Source organism: Pedobacter sp. MC2016-05, from assembly GCF_026239735.1.
Taxonomy (GTDB): domain Bacteria; phylum Bacteroidota; class Bacteroidia; order Sphingobacteriales; family Sphingobacteriaceae; genus Pedobacter.
On record NZ_JAPIVT010000021.1, the window covers coordinates 59,037 to 80,710 of the forward strand.

Annotated in this window: 20 protein-coding genes and 1 other RNA gene; 11 read left to right on the forward strand and 10 right to left on the reverse strand. The window is 36.6% G+C overall.

Annotated features, from left to right (window positions below; all coding sequences use genetic code 11):
* Positions 1–11: 11 nt before the first annotated feature.
* Positions 12–209, reverse strand: a complete 198-nt coding sequence (locus OQZ33_RS20535) for a hypothetical protein (RefSeq protein ID WP_265801275.1) — start codon at positions 207–209, stop codon at positions 12–14.
* Between the two features lie 149 nt (positions 210–358).
* On the opposite strand from OQZ33_RS20535, the gene OQZ33_RS20540 reads away from it, so the two are divergent.
* On the forward strand, positions 359–1,792 hold the full coding sequence (locus OQZ33_RS20540; RefSeq protein WP_265801277.1) for an ATP-dependent DNA helicase: 1,434 nt from the start codon (positions 359–361) through the stop codon (positions 1,790–1,792).
* A 213-nt stretch (positions 1,793–2,005) separates the two neighbouring features.
* Complete coding sequence (locus OQZ33_RS20545; protein ID WP_265801278.1) at positions 2,006–2,674, forward strand: MCP four helix bundle domain-containing protein; 669 nt, start codon at positions 2,006–2,008, stop codon at positions 2,672–2,674.
* Positions 2,675–2,749: 75 nt separating this feature from the next.
* Here the strand turns inward: OQZ33_RS20545 and OQZ33_RS20550 are convergent, their stop codons facing one another.
* Positions 2,750–3,595, reverse strand: a complete 846-nt coding sequence (locus tag OQZ33_RS20550; RefSeq protein WP_265801279.1) for a S1 RNA-binding domain-containing protein — start codon at positions 3,593–3,595, stop codon at positions 2,750–2,752.
* A 389-nt stretch (positions 3,596–3,984) separates the two neighbouring features.
* On the opposite strand from OQZ33_RS20550, the gene OQZ33_RS20555 reads away from it, so the two are divergent.
* From OQZ33_RS20555 to OQZ33_RS20575, 5 genes are all read left to right on the forward strand, one after another.
* Positions 3,985–5,721, forward strand: coding sequence for an ABC transporter ATP-binding protein (locus OQZ33_RS20555; protein ID WP_265801280.1), 1,737 nt, complete (start codon positions 3,985–3,987; stop codon positions 5,719–5,721).
* On the forward strand, positions 5,666–7,465 hold the full coding sequence (locus OQZ33_RS20560) for an ABC transporter ATP-binding protein (protein ID WP_265801283.1): 1,800 nt from the start codon (positions 5,666–5,668) through the stop codon (positions 7,463–7,465). Before OQZ33_RS20555 ends, OQZ33_RS20560 begins: the two co-directional genes overlap by 56 nt.
* A gap of 292 nt (positions 7,466–7,757) precedes the next feature.
* Positions 7,758–8,645 carry an SMP-30/gluconolactonase/LRE family protein gene (locus tag OQZ33_RS20565; protein WP_265801284.1) on the forward strand — a complete coding sequence of 296 codons (888 nt, stop codon included), beginning with the start codon at positions 7,758–7,760 and terminating at the stop codon, positions 8,643–8,645.
* Positions 8,646–8,754: 109 nt separating this feature from the next.
* Positions 8,755–9,657 carry a hypothetical protein gene (locus OQZ33_RS20570; protein WP_265801285.1) on the forward strand — a complete coding sequence of 301 codons (903 nt, stop codon included), beginning with the start codon at positions 8,755–8,757 and terminating at the stop codon, positions 9,655–9,657.
* Positions 9,654–10,076: a luciferase family protein gene (locus OQZ33_RS20575; protein WP_265801286.1), complete on the forward strand. Its 423-nt coding sequence runs from the start codon at positions 9,654–9,656 to the stop codon at positions 10,074–10,076. The genes OQZ33_RS20570 and OQZ33_RS20575 overlap by 4 nt, the downstream gene beginning before the upstream one ends.
* A gap of 154 nt (positions 10,077–10,230) precedes the next feature.
* Here OQZ33_RS20575 and OQZ33_RS20580 read toward each other — a convergent pair whose 3' ends face one another.
* Both OQZ33_RS20580 and OQZ33_RS20585 read right to left on the reverse strand, forming a co-directional pair.
* Positions 10,231–10,527, reverse strand: coding sequence for a hypothetical protein (locus tag OQZ33_RS20580; RefSeq protein WP_265801287.1), 297 nt, complete (start codon positions 10,525–10,527; stop codon positions 10,231–10,233).
* Between the two features lie 207 nt (positions 10,528–10,734).
* Positions 10,735–10,944: a hypothetical protein gene (locus OQZ33_RS20585; protein ID WP_265801289.1), complete on the reverse strand. Its 210-nt coding sequence runs from the start codon at positions 10,942–10,944 to the stop codon at positions 10,735–10,737.
* 234 nt (positions 10,945–11,178) lie between these two features.
* On the opposite strand from OQZ33_RS20585, the gene ssrA reads away from it, so the two are divergent.
* Positions 11,179–11,545, forward strand: a transfer-messenger RNA (tmRNA) gene (gene ssrA, locus OQZ33_RS20590).
* Positions 11,546–11,898: 353 nt separating this feature from the next.
* Here the strand turns inward: ssrA and OQZ33_RS20595 are convergent.
* Positions 11,899–13,098, reverse strand: a complete 1,200-nt coding sequence (locus tag OQZ33_RS20595; RefSeq protein ID WP_265801291.1) for a pyridoxal phosphate-dependent aminotransferase — start codon at positions 13,096–13,098, stop codon at positions 11,899–11,901.
* A gap of 57 nt (positions 13,099–13,155) precedes the next feature.
* The gene (locus tag OQZ33_RS20600) at positions 13,156–13,548 is read right to left on the reverse strand and encodes a DUF1573 domain-containing protein (RefSeq protein WP_056850381.1); all 393 of its coding nucleotides are present in this window, start codon (positions 13,546–13,548) and stop codon (positions 13,156–13,158) included.
* A gap of 166 nt (positions 13,549–13,714) precedes the next feature.
* On the opposite strand from OQZ33_RS20600, the gene OQZ33_RS20605 reads away from it, so the two are divergent.
* Positions 13,715–16,138, forward strand: a complete 2,424-nt coding sequence (locus OQZ33_RS20605) for an alpha-ketoacid dehydrogenase subunit alpha/beta (protein WP_265801292.1) — start codon at positions 13,715–13,717, stop codon at positions 16,136–16,138.
* A gap of 297 nt (positions 16,139–16,435) precedes the next feature.
* A complete protein-coding gene (locus OQZ33_RS20610) occupies positions 16,436–18,691 on the forward strand; it encodes a tetratricopeptide repeat protein (protein ID WP_265801294.1) in 2,256 nt (751 codons plus the stop codon).
* Positions 18,692–18,749: 58 nt separating this feature from the next.
* Here OQZ33_RS20610 and OQZ33_RS24600 read toward each other — a convergent pair whose 3' ends face one another.
* Both OQZ33_RS24600 and OQZ33_RS20615 read right to left on the reverse strand, forming a co-directional pair.
* Positions 18,750–18,980 carry a LytTR family transcriptional regulator DNA-binding domain-containing protein gene (locus tag OQZ33_RS24600; protein WP_416338770.1) on the reverse strand — a complete coding sequence of 77 codons (231 nt, stop codon included), beginning with the start codon at positions 18,978–18,980 and terminating at the stop codon, positions 18,750–18,752.
* 139 nt (positions 18,981–19,119) lie between these two features.
* Positions 19,120–19,707 (reverse strand): hypothetical protein, encoded by a 588-nt coding sequence (locus OQZ33_RS20615; RefSeq protein ID WP_265801295.1) that lies wholly within the window; start codon positions 19,705–19,707, stop codon positions 19,120–19,122.
* A gap of 126 nt (positions 19,708–19,833) precedes the next feature.
* Here OQZ33_RS20615 and OQZ33_RS24605 point away from each other — a divergent pair, with 126 nt between their 5' ends.
* Positions 19,834–20,067 carry a sensor histidine kinase gene (locus OQZ33_RS24605; protein WP_416338771.1) on the forward strand — a complete coding sequence of 78 codons (234 nt, stop codon included), beginning with the start codon at positions 19,834–19,836 and terminating at the stop codon, positions 20,065–20,067.
* Between the two features lie 58 nt (positions 20,068–20,125).
* On the opposite strand, the gene OQZ33_RS20620 is transcribed toward OQZ33_RS24605, so the two are convergent.
* Together OQZ33_RS20620 and OQZ33_RS20625 are read right to left on the reverse strand one after the other, a co-directional pair.
* Positions 20,126–20,878 (reverse strand): LytR/AlgR family response regulator transcription factor, encoded by a 753-nt coding sequence (locus OQZ33_RS20620; protein WP_265801296.1) that lies wholly within the window; start codon positions 20,876–20,878, stop codon positions 20,126–20,128.
* 122 nt (positions 20,879–21,000) lie between these two features.
* Positions 21,001–21,612 (reverse strand): DUF1684 domain-containing protein, encoded by a 612-nt coding sequence (locus OQZ33_RS20625; protein WP_265801297.1) that lies wholly within the window; start codon positions 21,610–21,612, stop codon positions 21,001–21,003.
* Positions 21,613–21,674: the final 62 nt, after the last annotated feature.

Consider the following 21,674-nt stretch of genomic DNA (forward strand, 5'->3'; position numbering starts at 1 on the left):
AATTTTTCTATTTAAGTTAATGTTTTGGCTTTTTCCATTTCGCCGGGACTAACATTAAAAATACCTCTATATTTGCCACCTAAACCGTATTGCAGCGGCATCTTTTTAAATTGCAGCAAATCGTTTACATAGTCATTCTGAGGCACGAAGAATCTGCAAACGATGAAACACCTGCCTGCGGTAGGCAGGGATGCTTCGTGCCTCAGCATGACAGCAGTTTTTAAAAGATACAGCGCCCGCCTGCCGGACGGGCAGGGAAAGACGGACTGCAGCAACTGATTAGCAAAACTATTGCTTTCCAAATTATTAAAACAAACGCTGCTTAAAACAATTTTAAAGTAGAACCATTCAACAATCCATGTACCTCGATAAAAGTGAACTCATTGCCCAAGCTTATGCACACACGCCGACAAAAGAACAGTTGCTTTTTTGCGAGCGGATGTCGAAATTTCTGCAGGAGGACGATGAGTACAGGTGTTTTGTGTTGAAGGGTTATGCCGGAACCGGTAAAACGACCTCCGTGGCCGCGTTGGTAAAAGTATTGGCGAAGTTTAATTTGAGGAGTGAATTATTGGCTCCAACCGGGCGGGCAGCCAAAGTAATGAGCCAGTATTCTTATCGCAAAGCCTTAACCATCCATAAAAGAATTTACAGAAAACGTTCAGCAGCATCACCTGAAATGCAGTTTCAACTGGCGCCAAATCTATCAGAGAATACTCTTTTTATTATCGATGAGGCCTCAATGATCGCTGATGAATTCAATGAAACAGGTTCTTCGATTTTGAGAGATTTACTCGAGTTTGTGTACAATACCAAAAACTGTTTCCTGCTTTTTGTGGGTGATACGGCACAATTGCCCCCTGTTGGAAGTTTGGAAAGTCCTGCTTTAAACGAGCAATATTTGAAAGATAAATTTGCATTGACAGTCACTTCAGTGGAATTGAAGGAAGTGGTTCGACAGGAAAAAAAATCGGGCATTTTAGCCAATGCAACCATGTTGAGGAACCAGATTTCTAAAAATCCTGAAAATCCTTTGCCAAAATTTTTAACGAAGAATTATAAAGATATTTACAACATGGCAGGCGCCCGGTTGGTTGAAGGCTTGGAATATGCTTACCGAAAATTTGGAATGGAAAATACGCTGGTGGTTTGCCGCTCGAATAAATCTGCAAATGTTTACAATCAGCAAATCAGGGCCAGGTTGTTGTATCGCGAAGAGGAATTGACCGGTGGTGACCAGATTATGGTGGTTAGGAACAATTATTTCTGGCTTCCTGAAAACGAGGAGACAGCTTTTATTGCCAACGGCGACATGGCCAAAGTAATTAGAGTAAGGGGAGAAGAAGAGCGTTACGGTTTTCGCTTTGCCGATGCCACGTTAGAATTTATGGATTTCTCTGCTGCTGGGCAAATAAGTTGTAAAGTGATGCTGGATACGTTGAATCTCGAGTCAGCAAATCTACCTTATGAGCAAAATAAAAAACTTTTTGATGGTTTGAATGAAGATTATGAACATATAGCAAATAAAAGGGAGCGGATGCTGGCTATCAAGGCCGATCCGTTTTACAACGCTTTGCAGATTAAGTTTGCCTATGCGGTTACTTGTCATAAAGCTCAGGGTGGCCAATGGGATGCTGTTTTTGCCGACCAGGGCTATTTGACAGAAGAAATGATTGATTTGGATTTCCTGCGCTGGTTGTATACGGCGGTAACCAGGGCCAAAAAGGAGTTATATTTGGTTAATTTTGCGCCACAGCTTTTTGCGAAAACTGCACAGGAAGATTATTTTTAGATGATGATTGCACAGATTTACTTGCCCTAATAAAATATTAACCACGGATGGACAAGATAAACACAGAGAGAATTACCGTTATAGCAGATTAAAATATTAACATAACAGACATTCAAGAACATAGTAGATTAATTGTTCTTATGGTTAGAAATGATATCTTTTGCAGTTATTACGCTTTAATTCTTACCTTGACTCGCTAACCAAATCTATACTATGAAATTCGCATTTAGCCTTAAAAACAAACTGAAGATAGCTTTCTTATTGTTTTGCATTATGTGCTGCACTTTGCTCATTCGGTTTTTGGAAGATAAAAGTGTAGATAAAATTAACGAATCTTTCATCTCAATGTATAACGACAGATTGGTGCCAGCGACCGATTTATACTTTGTTGCGGAAAATCTTTACCATAAAAATACCATTCTCCAGGATGCTTTGGTAAACAATGAAAGTCATTCCTTAAATAACCAGTTACAGATTAAAAAACACAATCAAAAAATCGATTCCGTTATCAATAAATACGAATTAACCTTACTGGTAAAACAAGAAAAAGCTTTTCTTAAAGATTTAAAAATTGCGCTAAATATTCAAGAGCAATTGGAAAGTAAGATGCTTGCGCTTACAGGTAATGAACGAAAACAAATCTACGAGTCAATTGGGAGAAGTGCCACTGCTCAAACGCTAACAAAACTTTCGGCCCTAATTAAAATCCAGTCGAAAGTGGGCGATGAACTGATTAGGGATTCTAAAATCTTTGTTTCAGGAACGAAAATCTATTCAACCTTTCAAGGTATTCTGGCCGTTTTTATCGGAATTATGATTGTGTCGATTATCTCGGCATCAAACATGGTAAAAATCCAGAATGATAAGTTTAATTTGAATTAAACTCTGCCGCAGATTCGCAGATTATCTCAATTGATGAAGAAAAAATATTCTGCAAATCTGTGGCGAAAAGTCTATTTATTCTGCATCATCGTCAGTTAGTAACCGAATCGAATCATCAGAAAGTACAATTAAACGCTCTTTATAAAGTGAACCAATCGTTTTCTTAAAAGCACTTTTGCTGATCTGGAAACAGTGGTAAATTTCTTCGGGAGAACTCTTATCGCCCAGTTCAATGATACCGCCATTTTTCTTTAATTCGGCTAAAATCATTTCTTTCGAATCCAGAATATGACCATATCCGCTCGGTTGTAAAGTCAAATCTATTTTGCCCTCTACACGGATCTTTTTGATCCAGCCTTTACGCTGCTCTCCAACCTGAATATTATCAAAAACTTCATTATGGTACAGTAAGCCAATGTAAGTGTTATTAATAATCGCGTTGAAACCCAAATCTGTTTCTTCAGTAATTAACAAGCTCACTTCATCGCCCTCTTCGAAATCGAAATCTTCCTCCTCAACAAAATCGTATAATTTTGACGAAGCCAAAAGGCGTTCGTTATTTTCATCTAAATATAAATAAACCACATATTTATAGCCTTTTTGCATCGGCCGTTTTTGTTCTTTGGTCGGTACATAAACATCCTTATCAATACCCAAATCGATATAAGTGCCATCTTCTCCATCCGAAACAACTTTTAGAAAAGCAAAATCGCCTACTTCGGCATAAGCTTTCTGGGTAGTTCCTGTAAGGCGACCATCCTTTTGGATATAAACAAAAACGTTTACATTGTCGCCAATTTCCAAGCCTTTTGGTACATATTGGTATGGCAGAATAACCAATTTATCGCCGTCTGTTAGGTTTAAACCAGCCTCTGTTTTGCTTAAAACCCTTAATTCGTTATATTTTCCTATTTCAATCATAATATGGAAACCATTTTCTTCAATGGTTGTGCCGTAAAGGTAGCAATGTTTGCTTGTATTATGTTTTAAAAATTATTTGGAAAGGTGCTGAAGTACTTCATCGGGAATTGCAGCCGGGCTGTTCGCTAAATCTTTTTGTAAAAAGAGTTTTGACCAATTTCTTTCTACAGCGCTATTAAAGTTGTCAACTCTCAAAAAGGATATTGCTGCCATCCCGTTTAGTAACAAAGGATGGAGCAAAGCGATGCCGTTCTGCCTTACAAGATTCCCGCATTTGCGAGAATAAAGGTAGATTGGGTTACCAGGTTAACTTCAATAATTTAAATTAAACATAACATCTATTCAGATAATTGGGTTAAATTTGAATTTTACAAAAGTTCGTATCCAACATGGCAAAACCCAAAGAGGCTAAAAAACCGAGTGTTTTTAGTTTGCTTGCATCATACAAAGGCTTAATTTTTCTGCTGATCTTATTCGCATTGTTAAGTAATGGAATTAATTTATTGCTACCGAAAATTATCGCTCAAGGAATCGATTCTTACACCAACAACACGTTTAATTTAAATTCGATATTACTTCAATTTGCCCTGGCAATTGTGCTGGTTTTTATCTTCACCTACTTGCAAAGTATTGTACAAACGTATGCCTCTGAGAAGGTGGCAAGAGATCTGAGAACTAAACTTTCCGACCAGATTTCGCGTCAGAGTCATGCTTATATTCTTCAGGCAAATCCTTCAAAATTGCTTACAAACCTTACTTCCGATGCCGATTCGATCAAGATGTTTGTTTCTCAGGCCATTGTTTCGCTTGCCTCATCAATATTTTTAATTGTTGGTGCCAGTATTTTACTACTGATGATTAATTGGAAGCTTGCCCTTTGCGTTATTGCGATTGTACCTATTATTGGCGGCGCTTTCTTTTTTGTACTAAAAAAGGTGAGGGTATTGTTTATCAAAAGTCGCGAGGTAATCGATTGGCTAAACAAGGTCATTAGCGAAAGTATTTTAGGCTCGGCGCTTATTCGGGTAATTAATTCGCAGCAACTCGAGTATAATAAATTTCTCGATGCAAATGCAAAAGCCAGAGATTTAGGCTTATCCATTCTTCGTTTATTTGCAGGTTTAATTCCTATTATCGTTTTCGTGGCCAACTTATCTGGCTTGACCATTTTAGTACTGGGTGGGCACTTCGTGATTGCCAATAGCATGAGTTTGGGTGAGTTTGCAGCCTTCAACAGCTATTTAGCGCTCATCATTTTTCCTATTTTGGTAATTGGTTTTATGAGTAATGTAATTGCTCAGGCAACAGCTTCCTATCAACGCATTGAAGGTGTTTTAAATGCGCCAGAAATTAAGCATCCGGGTTTGTTAACAGCACCGATTATCGGTAATGTAGAAGCCAAAAACATTTCGCTAACCATCGGACAAAAACCAATCCTGAAAGCGATTTCATTCAGTGCCAAGGCAGGTTCGAGAACTGCTGTAATAGGGCCGACAGCTGCAGGGAAAACACAATTGCTATACATCTTAACAGGATTAATTACTCCAAACTCTGGGGAAATACTGTTTGATGACAAGGACCTGAATCAATATGATCAGGAGAATTTCCATAAACAGGTTGGTTTTGTCTTTCAGGATAGTATTATGTTTAATATGAGTATTCGCGAAAATATTGCTTTCAGCGATACCGTAACCGATGAATCTTTGGCAAAAGCAATTCAAACTGCCGAACTGAAAGATTTTATAGAAAGTCTTCCAGAGAAGTTGAATACCATCGTTTCCGAGCGGGGCAATAGCCTTTCTGGTGGGCAAAAGCAGCGTATCATGTTAGCTAGGGCATTGGCGGTAAATCCGAAAATTTTATTGCTTGATGATTTTACCGCCAGGGTAGATACCAACACCGAAAAACGGATTTTAGAAAATATCCAACAAAATTATCCCGGTATAACCTTGTTATCCGTTACTCAAAAGATAGCCTCCGTCGAAAATTACGATCAAGTTATTCTGCTAATGCAAGGCGAAATTATCGCGTCAGGAACCCATCAGGAACTGCTAAAAACCAGTCCTGAGTATGTTCAAATTTATAATTCACAACAGAGCACCAGTAATTATGAAATACAATCTTAACCAGCTGCAATCACAGCAGGAAAAGCAATCCACCTATCAGGCGCTTAAAAGATTGCTCCAATTCATTTCTGGCGAGCATAAAAATCTTTGGTTGGCTTTGATTGCCATTTTAGTAAACTCAGGATTGTTACTGCTCGGACCGCTTTTGGTTGGACATACTATCGATGCGTACATCAGGACCAAGCAATTTCATGGTGTGTTGGTTTTTGGTGGAATTTTATTGGTAATGTATCTTATTGCCATGGTTACCGGCTATACGCAGACGAAATTAATGGGTGGAATTGGGCAGAGGATGCTATTTACGCTGCGTAATGCTATTTTTAATAAACTCCAGGAATTACCAGTTTCGTTTTTTAATGAGAACAAGGCTGGCGATTTAATTTCGAGGGTGAACAGCGATACCGACAAGCTTAATCAGTTTTTCTCGCAATCGTTAATGCAGTTTGTAAGCAGCATTATCACCATGATTGGTGCCGGTGTTTTCCTTTTGTCCATTCATTTTGAACTGGGTGCTGCAGCGCTTTCGCCAGCAGTTCTTATCGTTATTTTTACCATGGCTTTGTCTCCATGGGTGAAAAATAAAAATGCTAAAAACTTAAAAAGTGTTGGCGGTTTAAGTGCCGAAATTCAGGAAAGCTTAAACAATTTCAAGGTTATTATTGCTTTTAACCGTCGCGATTATTTTAGAAAACGTTTTGACGAGGCAAATAAAGAGAATTACAAAACAGCTATTGGAGCCGGATTAGCCAATAATATTTTTGTTCCAGTTTATGGCTTACTCTCTAGCTCGGCACAATTAATTGTTTTGCTATTTGGTATTTATCTAATTTCTTTTGGTCATTTTTCCTTGGGTTTACTGGTAAGTTACCTCTCTTACTGCACTAACTTTTATAACCCTTTAAGGCAGTTAGCCGCACTTTGGACTAGTTTCCAGGTAGCAATGGCAAGCTGGGATAGGGTTTCGCAGATCCTGTTTTTACAAACAAATTTAGGTCAGGTTGAAGATTCAAAAGCCACTACATCTGATGCTTTGTTGGAATTTAAGAATGTTCATTTCTCTTACGATGATTCGAAAGAGATTTTGCATAACATCAATTTGAAATTCGAGAAAGGTAAAACTTATGCTTTAATCGGACCCACAGGAGGTGGAAAAACAACTACTGCTTCATTAATTTCACGCTTATACGATGCCACAAAGGGAACAGTGTTACTTAATGGCAAAGATATTCGTTCGTTTACTGCAGAAGAACGTACTAAAAAAATAGGTTTCATATTGCAAGAGCCGTTTTTGTTCACCGGAACCGTGAAAGACAATATCCTTTATGGCAATAGCCAATACCAACAAGTGAGTGATGATGAACTGAAAAAAATTATTCATGATGCAAACCTGGATGCCCTTTTGGCTATTTTTGATGAAGGATTAAATACACCAATTACTTCTGGCGCTGATAGTATTAGTTTAGGACAAAAACAATTAATTGCCTTTATGAGGGCAGTTTTACGCAACCCGGAATTGTTAATTTTAGACGAAGCCACTGCAAATATCGATACTATTACCGAACAACTGCTGGGAAGCATTCTAGCAAAATTATCAAAGGAAACTACGTTGGTAATCATTGCGCACCGCTTAAATACCATCGAAAACGCCGATGAAATTTACTTTGTAAACGAAGGCGAAGTGCAGAAGGCTGGAACCCTTAATGATGCGCTTGATATGTTACTCAAAGGAAAACGAGTAAGTTAACTAGCGTACCGGCTATTGCAACATTAAAGCCTTCCTTGGGCACCTTCTTTGGGCAGGCAGACTCTAGTATGGCAATTTATTTTTCCCTTTTCTGTCATTCTGGATGAAATGAAGAATCTGTAAGCGATGAAACGCAGAATCAATTAAAAGAGGTTCTTCATTTATGTTTTTTGTGACGAATTGGCTAGGGATTCTTTACTGCGCTCAGAATGACAGTGCAAAATAATTACACAACATTTTTACTTGCATCGCAATAGATAAATCCCCACTTTGCCCAACCAAATATCAACCCATGAAAAAATATTTTTCCTTCTCTTATCTCATCTTAGTCACCTCATTTTCATATGCACAATCTCCAAAGCCAATCTTTGTTCAGGATAGTCTAAAACTTATTTCTTCTCAGTTCAAATTTACCGAGGGTGCCTCAGTAGATAAACAAGGAAATGTTTTTTTTACCGATCAGCCTAATGATAAGATATGGAAATATGATACGAATGGAAAACTGAGTTTATTTATGGATAAATCGGGGAGAGCTAACGGCACTTATTTTGATAAAAAAGGAAACCTGATTGTTTGTGCTGATGAAAATAATGAAATCTGGTCTATCGATAAAAACAAAAAAATAACGGTTTTATTTTCCGATTTTGAGGGTAAAAAAGTTAACGGACCGAATGACATTTGGCTGGATAACAAGGGAGGAATTTACTTTACCGATCCCTATTATCAACGCAATTACTGGAAAAGGCAAAAACCAGAACTCGAAAAGCAACGCGTTTATTATCTTCCAAAAGGCAAGAAAATTGCCATCATTGTTGCAGATGATTTACAAAAACCAAATGGAATAGTTGGAACACCCGATGGGAAATTCCTGTACGTTGCTGATATGGCTGCCAATAAAACCTATCGATATAAAATTAATGCTGATGCTTCTTTAAGTAATAGAGAAGTTATCATCAATCAAAATTCTGATGGTATGACGCTAGATAGCAACGGAAATATCTTTGTAACAGGAAAAGGCGTGAATATCTACAAGCCAACTGGCGAACAGATTGGTCATATTGACATCCCCGAAGAATGGTGTGGTAATCTTTGTTTTGGAGGAAAAAACAAAAATATCTTATTCATCACCGCATCAAAATCCCTTTACAAGATAGAGACTACGGTGAAAGGCATTGAGTAAGTGCGCAACTAGTTATTGCTTTTCTTGAATTAGTTGTAATTAATATTTTATTTTCAGTATATTTTGAAAGTTTGAGATATTAATTTATGTTTGTTTAAAGATTAACGCAATGAATCAATCAAATAAAAAGATTTTAGGTTTCGTCATTCCGAACCTAATCATCCTATCTATCATCGGTAATAATAAGATGCTTAACCCATCCAGTGGGGGTGTATTGGTATTTTCCGAATTTATTATTCTACCAATGCTAATGGGAATTATGAGCGCCTGGTTTTGGAAAGACTATAAATTATCTAACAAAACCTTGATATGGAATTCTATTTTAAATGGTTTTATCGCAATATTACTAAGCTATTTTTTTCTTGGAGAAGGTACAATTTGTTTGATAATTGTATCTCCGTTAATATTTGCATTTGTAGTTACCGGAGCATTTATTGGAAAGGTGATGTTTAAAAGACGTGGCCAGAAAATGAACATCAGCTTCGTTTCGCTTCTTTTATTCATTTTTATTGCCGATTCGGTATCCGATCACCATTATGAGAATATGGTTTCAGACGAGATCATCATTAAAGCAACGCCAGATAAAATATGGAAAAATGTTATTGCATTTGAAAAAATTAAGCAGCCAAATCAATATTGGTTATTCAAGCTAGGCATGCCGAGTCCGATGCAAACCACAGTTACCGCAAATAAACTTGGCGCCGGTAGAAAATGTATTTTTAGCAATGGATATACATTCGATGAGAAAATAGTTGCTTTTGAAGTGAATAAAAACCTAACTTTTGATATTGTCAATCAACCTCAAGATCCAGAGATTATGGGGCATATCGATATTGATAAAGGACAATTTATTTTAAAAGACAATGGCGATGGAACCACAACACTTATCGGGAATAGTTGGTATAGACTTCATGTCTTTCCAATATGGTATTATGATATTTGGGCAGAAAGCATTACCAGGAATGTTCATTTAAGAGTTATGGATCATATCAAACTATTGAGCGAGAAATGATATTTCGCTTTGTTGTAAAATATTTAGATTTTTTAAAATCTGTCCCGTTATTCGGTTTGATTTACGATAGTTTAATAAAAATATGGATATGCATTTCAAATCCGCAAATGCTTTCTTGGTTCGACGAAATCGAAGAAGAAGTATTGAATTGGGACGGTACGTCTATCTCTTTACACAAATTCGGCGGTACGCAATTTAACTATCAGCAAAAAGAATTAGGACATTTGCACAGCAATGGTATTCTTGACATACGTTTTAGTGTACAGACAAAAAAGGCACTTATTGCCGATGGAATTGCACGAGAGCATCACATTTTTGCAAAATCGGGTTGGGTAAGTCTTTATATTAAAAACCAAACTGATGTAGAAAATGCGCTTTCGTTGTTAAGTTTAGCCTATAGTAGAAGGCAGAAACTTTAAATCATTTCAAGAAATAAATAATTCTGTTCAGTTTATTCATACCTCAAAATTATTAATCATGTTAGTTAATTTTGTTATTCCTAGAATATAGGGATAGACAACAAAAAAAGCCCTTTCAGGATTGAGGGGCTTTTTTATTTTAAAAAAATCAGCATTAACTAGGCTGTTTAAAATAATCTTCAATTAAATGATGGGTATCCTTTGATAGGGGATGATGAGTATAATTAATTAATTTATGTTGAGATGAATTATACTTCTCAATAAAAGTTGCTTCGGTGTTACTAAATTTCAAATAACCCTGCTCGAAAAATCTTTCCTCTATTTCTGCCGATGAATCCATCGACCGAAACCATAATTTAACCATTGAAAAGGTCAGCTTATCCAGGTATAGCCAGTGATAGACCTGTGCGATATCAGTACCTTCAGGTAGATCAGTACGCTTAACTTCCATGATCAGGGTTTCAGCGTTTTCAAAAAGATATAGTATTTTATAGTTGGACAACATTGTAGGCAAAAGTAATACATCCTTGATTACTTATGGGATGATGTTTTCAACAATTAAACAAACTTATTATATAAATAATGGCTCATCTATGGATTTCGGTGGTGAAAACTAAAATCTTTCATGTGTTAATAATTTTATCTTAATTATAAGGCATTAATAGAATGACTGAATATTGTAAATTCCATCTTCTTTAATTACTTCCAAATATCCATTGGTATATTGAGAAAAATCTACCCCCATAACTGTTTCGTCCAATGCAAAACTTTGTCCGGGATTTAAACCAGAGCCATTATATGTTACTGGCACCTTTGGGTTGATGCTGCCTTCGACAACATCAAATATTTCTGAAAAGCTTACCTTCATAATTATTCTTTTAGTAATTAACCAAAAAAGTGACTGAAGGTTTTGACTGAAATTACTGCTTAGGTTTTATTGAAATAATATTTGATGAATAAATTTAGGAGAAATCTGAGATTAAATATTTTCTTCAGCTATCTTATGTGTCTATTTGGCTTGCTTTTTGTATATTTGCAGTCCTGTTTACAGTTGGTTTGATGTTATGTTAAATAATTGAGAACTATCAACTGAAAACGAACTGGGGCCGTTCTTGGATTTGACAGGGTGGCGAAGGTTATGTTAGCATGCAGTGCGTTGTACGGAGAGCACTTAAAAGAGAACGTTCACATTTTAGTTGGCGAAAATACTTACGCCTTAGCTGCTTAGTTTAGAACTAATTAGCTTTTGTCCCTCTAACTGCTGCATTGTTGGGTTAGAATCTGGGGCATCGAAACAACAAAGCTGGCTTCAAAGAGATGCGATTTGAAGTGAGATAAAGCATCTAAGGATTTAAATAAGGTCGGTTTTCAGCCCGTTTATTTCCCGAAAATCAATTGAAAAATAAGCATGTAGAAGGTATAAGTTATCTCACAACTGGACAAGGGTTCGACTCCCTTCGGCTCCACCGAAAAAAGACTCACATATTAAGTTATGTGGGTCTTTTGTTTTAAAATGCTATTTTTATTTGAATAATTTAGATTATTAGATGCAATTTTAGGCACTAAAAAAGGTACTTAGTCAGTACCTGAAATAAAATTGGTGTTGAGATTTTAAATGCACACGTGACACGCGTGCGCCAGCGAAGGGAATATACTGGCTCCACAACAAAGAGGTTGTATCATAGACGGAAGATGTCATCCTGAGCCTGTCGAAGGACTCGTTAAAATTGGTTTAAATAGCGTTTCGATAAACTCAACGTGACAATATCCAGGGAGAAATTGATTTATGATACAACCCCTTTTTAGTTTAATCTAGCTTCTATTATATTTTCCTTCCTGGATATTGTTGTAACGCAACTTCCAAGCAGTCCATCGCTGTATTTAAATCAGCAATATTTAACACGTAGGCCATGCGAACTTCATTTTTGCCAGAACCGGGTGTAGAGTAAAAGCCAGTAGCTGGTGCCATCATCACGGTTTGGTTCTCATAACTGAAATCTTCCAAAATCCACTGACAAAATTTGTCGGCATCATCAATAGGAAACTTTGCAACCACATAAAATGCACCCCCTGGATTAGGGCAAAAAACACCTTCAATGTTATTTAAACGGTTAACTAAAGTATCTCTACGTAAAGTATATTCAGTATTTACTTTTTCAAAATAACTATCAGGCGTATCAACAGCTGCTGCACCAGCAATCTGTTCAACCATGCCTGGACTTAATCTCGCTTGCGCAAATTTCAATCCCGAAGCAATAACATCTTTGTTTTTAGTAATTAAACAGCCTAACCGAGCACCGCAAGCGCTATAACGTTTAGACACTGTATCCATAATCACCACATTTTCATCTAATCCATCCAGATGCATCGGCGAGATAAATTCCCGGCCATCATAGCAAAATTCGCGGTAAGCTTCATCAGAGAATAGAAACAAATCATATTTTACACACAATGTTTTTAAAGCTTCTAATTCTTCTCTCGAATATAAATATCCTGTTGGATTGTTAGGATTACAAATGATAATCGCCTTAGTCTTCTCTGTGATTAGCTTCTCAAATTCGGCAATTGGGGGCAATGCAAAACCATTTTCGATATATGATAAAATTGGTTTTACAACCACATTACTCATGCAGGCAAAACCATTGTAATTTGCATAAAAGGGTTCAGGAATAATGATTTCATCGCCCTCGTTAACGCAAGTTTGCATGGCTATGGTAATGGCTTCTGAGCCACCAACAGTTACTAGGATATTTTCTGGCGTAATATTGTAGCCTAGCTTATTATAATATTCCGTTAATTTTAAACGATAAGCCAATGTACCTTCTGAGGGGGTATATGCCCAAACATTAAAATCGATGTTTTTTATAGCATTTAGCATTCCTTCAGGCGTTTCGATATCTGGCTGGCCTATATTAAGGTGAAAAACTTTTTTTCCATCCTGTTTTGCTCTATCTGCGAATGGAGTTAATTTTCTAATTGGCGAAGCAGGCATCTGCAGGCCTTTTTGTGAAATTTTTGGCATGATACAAAAATAAAAAAGTCCCGATGAAAATCGGGACTTTTAACTATAATTTAAATATTATTTAGATGTAGCTGCAACAGTTTCACCTTTAATATAAAGCACTTTAATAGGTGTTTTAGCATTTGAAGAAATGGTTACTGCTTTTGAAAACGGTGATGGACCTGCAGCTGCGTTAAAAGTAACTGAGATTACACCTGATTCGCCTTTCTTAATAGGTGTAGTTGTGTATTTTGGAACTGTGCAACCACAGCTTGCTTCTGCTTTTGAAATAATTAACGGCTCTTCACCCACGTTTGTGTATTTGAAATCAAAGGTAACAGGCTTATTTAAAGCGATTTTTCCGAAATCGTGAGTTTCAGATTCAAATTTAAATTCAGCTGGTTTAGCCTGCGCATTTGCCGCGATACCAAAACCTAAAACAAAAGCGAATAATACTAAGATCTTTTTCATGTTATGTTGAAATTATTTTCCAATTTTTATTAAAACAAATTTAATGTTTTCAGTTTAAAACAAAAACTATTCCAATTATATTTTCTCCTCCCATATATAATTTTACAATTCAAGATAAAGGCAAACTTTTAATTTTGTATATATTTGCCGCAACCAATATTTGATTATGATGCAGAATGAAAAATTTATAACCAACTCTATTGACCGTTCCGAATTAACTTTTAACGATTTTAAAAGTATCGTTATTAATGATTATAAAATCGCCTTTGAAAGCAGACAAGCTAGTGTTTTAGGGCGTAGGGAAGTGTTAACAGGGAAGGCTAAATTTGGCATTTTTGGCGATGGTAAAGAAGTACCGCAGGTGGCAATGGCTAAAGCTTTTAAAAACGGCGATTGGCGTTCCGGGTATTACCGCGATCAAACATTTGCATTTGCTACGGGTATATCTACCATCAAGCAATTCTTCGCACAGTTATACGCAAATCCAACCGATGGGGCAGATCCATTTTCTGGCGGAAGACAAATGAATTGTCACTTTGCTACCAAATCTATCAATGAAGATGGAAGCTGGAATGATTTAACTCAAATAAAAAATTGCTCATCTGATATTTCTCCAACTGGGGGTCAAATGGCCCGACTGGTAGGTTTAGCTTATGCGTCTAAACTTTTTAGAAATAACAAGGAGCTTGACTATCTCAAAAATTTCTCTGTAAATGGAAATGAGGTGGCTTTTGGTACAATAGGCAATGCCTCAACATCAGAAGGTGTGTTTTTTGAAGCCATAAATGCTGCAGGAGTATTACAAATTCCAATGGCTATTTCAATTTGGGATGATGCTTATGGCATTTCAGTTCCGGCTAAATACCAAACCACAAAGGAAGATATTTCTGAAGTTTTAAAAGGTTTTCAAAGAGATGCACAACAACCGGGTTACGAAATTTTCAAAGTAAAAGGATGGGATTATCCGGCTTTATGCGAAGTTTACGAGAAGGCTATTGCCGTTTGTAGAGAGGAGCATGTACCTGTTTTAATCCATGTTACCGAGCTTACGCAGCCACAAGGACATTCTACTTCTGGTTCTCATGAACGATACAAATCCAAAGACCGATTGGCTTGGGAAAATGAGCATGACTGCATATTAAAAATGCGTGAATGGATGCTTGATTCTGCTGTGGCATCCGAAGAAGAAATTTTAGAAATAGAAAAAAATGCAAAAATATTTGTTCGCAATGCACAAAAAGAAGCATGGAACGAATTTTTGGATAGTATAAAACCAGAGCAAAAAAAGGTTGTCGATCTTGTAAATAGAATGGTTCAACACCAACCAGAATTGGCAAAAATCGCGGCTCAATTGGCGGCAACGGCAGATGCGCAACGCCGGGAAGTGTTTACTTCTGCCAGGAAGGCTATTCGCTTATCAACAAAATTTCCATCAGCAGAAAGAGATGAACTGCTAAAATGGTATAAGGCGCAAGAGGTGTTGAATCAGGAGAGATACAATTCCAAACTCCATACAGATGGTAAGGAAAGTCCCGACCAAATTGAAGTTATTAATCCAGTTTACGACGATCAGTCTAAAATGGTTGATGGCAGGGAAGTGCTGAATGCTTGTTTCAACGAAAATTTTGCTCGCGACCAGCGATTGGTTGCGTTTGGGGAAGATTTAGGAAACATTGGTGATGTAAATCAAGGTTTTGCCGGCTTACAAGCCAAATATGGTGAATTGAGAATTACCGACACCGGTATTCGCGAAATGACTATCATGGGACAGGGAATAGGTTTGGCCATGAGGGGATTAAAACCTATTGCTGAAATTCAATACCTGGATTATTTAATATTTGCACTGAATGTGTTAAGTGATGATTTAGCATCATTATCTTACCGAACAAAAGGAATTCAAAAAGCACCAGTAATTGTACGTACCCGAGGACATCGTTTAGAAGGGGTTTGGCATTCGGGTTCGCCAATAAGCATGCTTTTAGGTTCTTTAAGAGGAATGCATCTGTGTGTTCCTCGTAACATGACTCAGGCTGCGGGGATGTATAATACGCTTTTCAGGGCTGATGAACCGGCAGTGGTTATCGAGTGCCTTAATGGTTATCGCTTAAAAGAAAACCTGCCCAGCAATGTGGGCGATTTTACCATTCCTCTTGGTATTGCCGAAGTTTTAGAAGAAGGAACAGATATCACCGTAATTTCCTACGGTTCATCCTTAAGACTGGTTCAGGAGGCAGCAGAAGAATTGGCAACGATGGGTATCTCGGTCGAAATCATTGATCCACAAACATTATTGCCTTTTGATAAAACTAACATTTGCGCAAGCTCATTAGCGAAAACAAACAAGTTATTAATTGTAGATGAGGACGTGCCAGGTGGCGCCTCAGCTTATATTTTACAGAAGATATTGGAGGGTCAGAAAGGGTATTTTAGCTTGGATGGCCAACCTAAAACATTGACGGCAAAGGCTCACCGGCCGCCATTTGGGTCAGATGGAGATTATTTTAGTAAACCTTCGGTTGATGATATTATTGAAACCATATACGAGATGATGCATGATGCCAACCCATCAAAATATCCTTCTATCTATTAAGTTTCGTTTAAAAAAATGTAATATCCGCAGATTCGGAAGGCACCTATAGAATATTATTGATAATTCAGTTACGTTTGTAATAAAACAGTTATATTACGAGGTTATAAGTTTATCATCCCTACTATGTTTCCTATTTCCCAACTGCGCATCATTGATGCTATAAATTCTTCCTATACTTATCTTTCTTAAGGTTTCAATATTTTGTGGAAGTTAACAACATATTTCAGCGGGAGGAGATCTTATACGTGTATAGATAGCAAGCTTTTGTTATTTGCGCTGTTTATTATCTGTGCACTCTTGTTTCCGTTATTTTCAATAGGTCAAACTGCAGATCAATACAAACAGCTTGATAGCTTACTGGCTAAAAATCAGAGTTATAATCAGTTCGACAGCACTAAAGTTAAAATACTTACCGAAGTGTATCGGCAATACATGCGCATGAAAGATGTAGATCGCATGGAAGATTATGCCGATCGTACAATACAGCTGGCTCAGCAATTAAAACTTAGAAAGTATGTTGCAGTCACTTTTTATCGAAGAGGTTTGTTTTATCATGGTCGAGCCAATTATGGTAAAGCTGAATCCAATTATCTTTTCGCAATAGCTGAGTATAATCAGCTCAAAACTTTAGATATGATTGCGGGTACCTATTTAAACTTAGGAGCCATGTACGCCGGAATACCAGATTATGCCAAATCACTAGAGGTAAACCAAAAAGCGATAGCCATTTATGAAAAAATGGGGAATGAAACAGACATGGCGAGTTGTTATGCCAACATCGCCAGTATATATCAGAATCTTGGAAAAGCCAGTCAATCACTAATTTATCTTCAAATGGCCCTTAAGGTTTTTATGAAAGATGATGAAAGTTTTAGAGGAGTTTCTGTGGTCTATAATTTAATGGGTTCTGCCTATTTCGATGCTTCAAAGGAGGAATTAAACAAGATGGGCAACTCAGATAAAGAACGTTTGCAAATTGCTCTTTTCAACTTTGAAAAATCTCTGGCCCTCGCCGAGTTATTAAAAGATAATGGATTAATCGCATCAAATAAGTGCAACATCGGGAACGTTTACAATGAAATGGGTGAAAATGATCTGGCCTTAAAATCTTATCAAAAAGCTATTCAAATAAGTCAGCTTGGTGACGATAAGAGTATGTATGCTGAATGTCTTTATGCGCTAGGCAACTTTTACCACAAGCAGAAAGATTTTGATAATGCAATAGTACTCTATTCGAGCAGTTTTGCAATTGCGAAAGAAAATAATTTTTTAGAAACAAAGCAAAACGCGGCTCTAGGGTTAAGCGATGTTTATGAAGTTTCAAATAATTACGATGAATCATTGGCGTTTTACAAAGAATATATTCTCGTACGAGATCAAATTTTTAATAAGGAAAAGGAACGAGAAATTACCCGCAGGCAAATGCAGATCGATTTCGGTTTTAAAGAAAAGGACTATCAGTTTAAACAAAAGATAACCGATATTGAGTTACAAAAACAGGTTTTATTAGCCAGGCAACAACAACAGGAACTATTTTTAAGAAAGCAGCAACTGATTTTGAGTGATAAGGAGAAAACACTACAGCGCTTTACCTTTTTAAAAAAACAAGCTGATCTGGAGATGGATCGGCAATTGCAAAAGAACAAGTTTGAAAGAGCAAAGCTGCAATCAAAGTATGAAACTTCGCTACGCGATAAACAAATAATCAAGCAAGAACAGCAAATCAACTTTGATTGGCGGGTTAAAATATTTCTTACAGTTGCAATTACGCTGGTGCTTCTAACTGCATTTCTTATTTTTTTAAATCAAAGGAAGACCACTCGCCTGAATATCATTATCAATACCCAAAAAAGGCAGTTAGAACAGTTAAATAGAGTAAAAGATCGAATATTCAGTGTGGTGAGTCATGATATGCGAACGCCTATAAATTCACTCATATCATTTATACAACTCCTGGAAGGTGGAAATATAGAACAGGAGAAATTAACGAAATATGCCTCATCTTTAAAAAATAATTTAAGTTATACTTCAACGATGATGGAAAATTTATTGAACTGGGCAGCCAGCCAAATGCAAGGCTTTAATCCACATTTGGAGGTGCTCAAACTTCAAGAGCTAGTGGAAGAAGTGACAAAATCAATGCAAGATCATGCTCAGCAAAAAAATATTTCCATAGCAAATCATATAAACGAACAAGTGAAGTGTAAAGCAGATGCAAATATGCTGGCGCTCGTCATCCGGAACCTTTTAACAAATGCAGTTAAATTTACACCTCAAGGCGGTGAAATTACATTGAGTTCCATATCAAGTGCGAATAATATTGAAATAAAAGTTGCCGATAGTGGTGTTGGACTAAGTTCTGGCCAGATCAATCATTTCAACAAATCAGAATATCTGGTGACTGGTGAAAGTAGTTTGGGCACCAATAATGAGAAGGGGACTGGGCTAGGATTAATGCTCTGCCGAACATTTATAACTTTAATGGAGGGACATATAAGGGTAGAGCCAAATGAGGGTGGAGGAACTACATTTACGATAACCTTACCTAAATAATGGGATTGGTTGTTAGTCAAATCTAAACTCTATCTGGTCAACAGAAAGAATCAGTAACTTATTTAGTAAATCTGGATAGTATTTTTTTATCTATTGAGTTTTCCATCAATTCTTGTCTATTTGCCGAACTAATTGGAACTACGAAATTGAAATCTAAATGAACCTCATGGTTGGTTAATGTGGCAATATGGTTTATATTGATGATATATTGCTTGTGCACACGTGCGAAGATTTCTTTCGGAAGCTGCTTTTCCAGATTTTTTCCTGTCTTCCGCGCTGGGACACCCAATTTTAGAAATCAAATAATTGACTCAGGTATCTTTGCTCATCATTTAATATGAGTGTTTTGTCCATAGTTTCATTATTTAGCGGATTTATGATTTTTATAGCATAAATGGTCTTGGCAATGTCGATTGCTTTTTCAGGACTTAGGCTGGCACCCTTTTCATATAATTGCCTTTCCAGTTTTCAAAATAAAGGGTGGTTACATCATAAAATACAATACTCATCTGATTATTAAGTATCCGTAAGGTATGCTGATAGCTAATTTGCTGTACTAAATCTTTCTGCTTATTATAAAGTTTATCAAGATACCTGTATACGCGATCCTCATCAATTTCAATTCCATGATGTTTTTTGAGATAATCAATAGTGCGTACTTTACTTACCGGAAAGCATAGCCTGGACAAAACAAGTTTCCGAAACAAATCATCTTTAATCTTAAAAAAACCGATCTCATCGAAAAGTTTTCCAAGCAATAGATCGGTTCCAGCAACTGTAACCTGCTGGATATTTGAAATAAACTTATCGAAGGCATCCTGGGTGCCGGAAAGATCAATCTCTGCTTGTCCAAGGTGGCTTTTGATCCAGTGACCGCCTTCTTTAACAAGCATTTCTACTCGCGAAATAGAACTTGAGCTGCCTAAGGTCTTTATCACCTTGTATTTGCCTGAACTCTTATCTATGACCTGAACGCTAATCACTCCACTTTTATTCTTCTTTTGTCGAACAAACATCCACATAAAGATAAGTCAAAAAGCTCTGGGACACCCAAAAACCTAAATAAATCGAGATAACACACTGATAATCAAAACCTATTTTATGTCAAACAAAAAAACGCGGAACACAGGAGTGCGAATAATATTGAAATAAAAGTTGCCGATAGTGGTGTTGGACTAAGTTCTGGCCAGATCAATCATTTCAACAAATCAGAATATCTGGTGACTGGTGAAAGTAGTTTGGGCACCAATAATGAGAAGGGGACTGGGCTAGGATTAATGCTCTGCCGAACATTTATAACTTTAATGGAGGGACATATAAGGGTAGAGCCAAATGAGGGTGGAGGAACTACATTTACGATAACCTTACCTAAATAATGGGATTGGTTGTTAGTCAAATCTAAACTCTATCTGGTCAACAGAAAGAATCAGTAACTTATTTAGTAAATCTGGATAGTATTTTTTTATCTATTGAGTTTTCCATCAATTCTTGTCTATTTGCCGAACTAATTGGAACTACGAAATTGAAATCTAAATGAACCTCATGGTTGGTTAATGTGGCAATATGGTTTATATTGATGATATATTGCTTGTGCACACGTGCGAAGATTTCTTTCGGAAGCTGCTTTTCCAGATTTTTTAGGCTAACTAAGATAATGTGTTTATCGCTGCTGGTAAACAGTTTGGAAAAGTCTCCCATACTTTCGATATAGATTACATCATCATATTTTAGCTTGCTTATGCCTTTGGTTTCCTTAAAATAGAAAAAATCTTTTTGATCATTTTTAGATTGGCTATGATCGGTTCCATCATTAATGAATTGTTTTTTTAACTCGAGATATTCAATTGCTTTGTTGGTAGCCTTTAAAACTCTTTCGAATGTGGCTGGTTTCACTACAAAATCAATCGCATCTAAATCGTAGCTCTCTACCGCATATTGACTATGCGAGGTAATGAAAATAAATAAGGGCTTTTGTTTAATAATCTTTAACAGGGAAGTTCCAGATAGCTCAGGCATGTCAATGTCGGAGAACACAATCTCGATATCAGTATTGGATAATATGCTAGCTGCTTCAATAGCGTTTGTACAAACCTTTACAATTTCTAATGATGGAATTTTTTTGAGGTGCATTTCGAGAGCATCTCGCTCAATTTCATTATCGTCAACGATAATACATTTATACAACATTGTTGGATTTATTAAATTTATAATAATACAGGCTTAACACCGTATTGTTTTAAATATACTTCAAAATAATGTCGATTGATATAAAATTTTTTTAATAGCGCTATTCGTTATTATTACTGTTCTTATTTCTTATGTTTTTTTTCTCCTGTAAATTTTTTTTCTCCTGCTTTTATGGCTAATTCCAGGTTGTTCTCTTCTGGAGGGACCGGGCAGCGATAACCATCGCTATAAGCACAATAAGGATTGTACGCTTTGTTAAAGTCCACTTCTATTTTGTTATTATTAATTTCTTTGGAGCTCAGGTCGATATATCGGCCGCCGCCGTAAGATTCTACATTATTCGTTTCGTCAGTAAAGGGCAGAAAAAGTAAATCTTTATAAGCTGGGTTACTGGACAAATCAATGCTTTTGTATAAAATCATCGTTATGGCTTTATCATTTAAATTGAAATTAATCTTTGCATAGCGATAAAATTCCTTGCTCGTTCCATCGTAGGTAGGCATTTTGAAAACCTTCTCATTTTTTAGCATCTCCACATCGGCTGAAATTTTATAATTGCTGTCTGCATCATAAAAGTGAAGATTTTGCAAATCGTGCTCTTTCAAAGGAGAATTGGATTCTTTTATAAAAGCTTGTTTATATTTTTCGCGGTGTGTCCTAATTTGCTCGGAATAGGATTGAGCGAAAGAGTTTAAACCAAAGAAAAGAAATAGGATAGGGAGGAGTTTTATCATGATCTATCGTTAATATATGTTGTCAGCCTGAACTTGTCGAAGACTTTTTAAGTGCTTTCGGG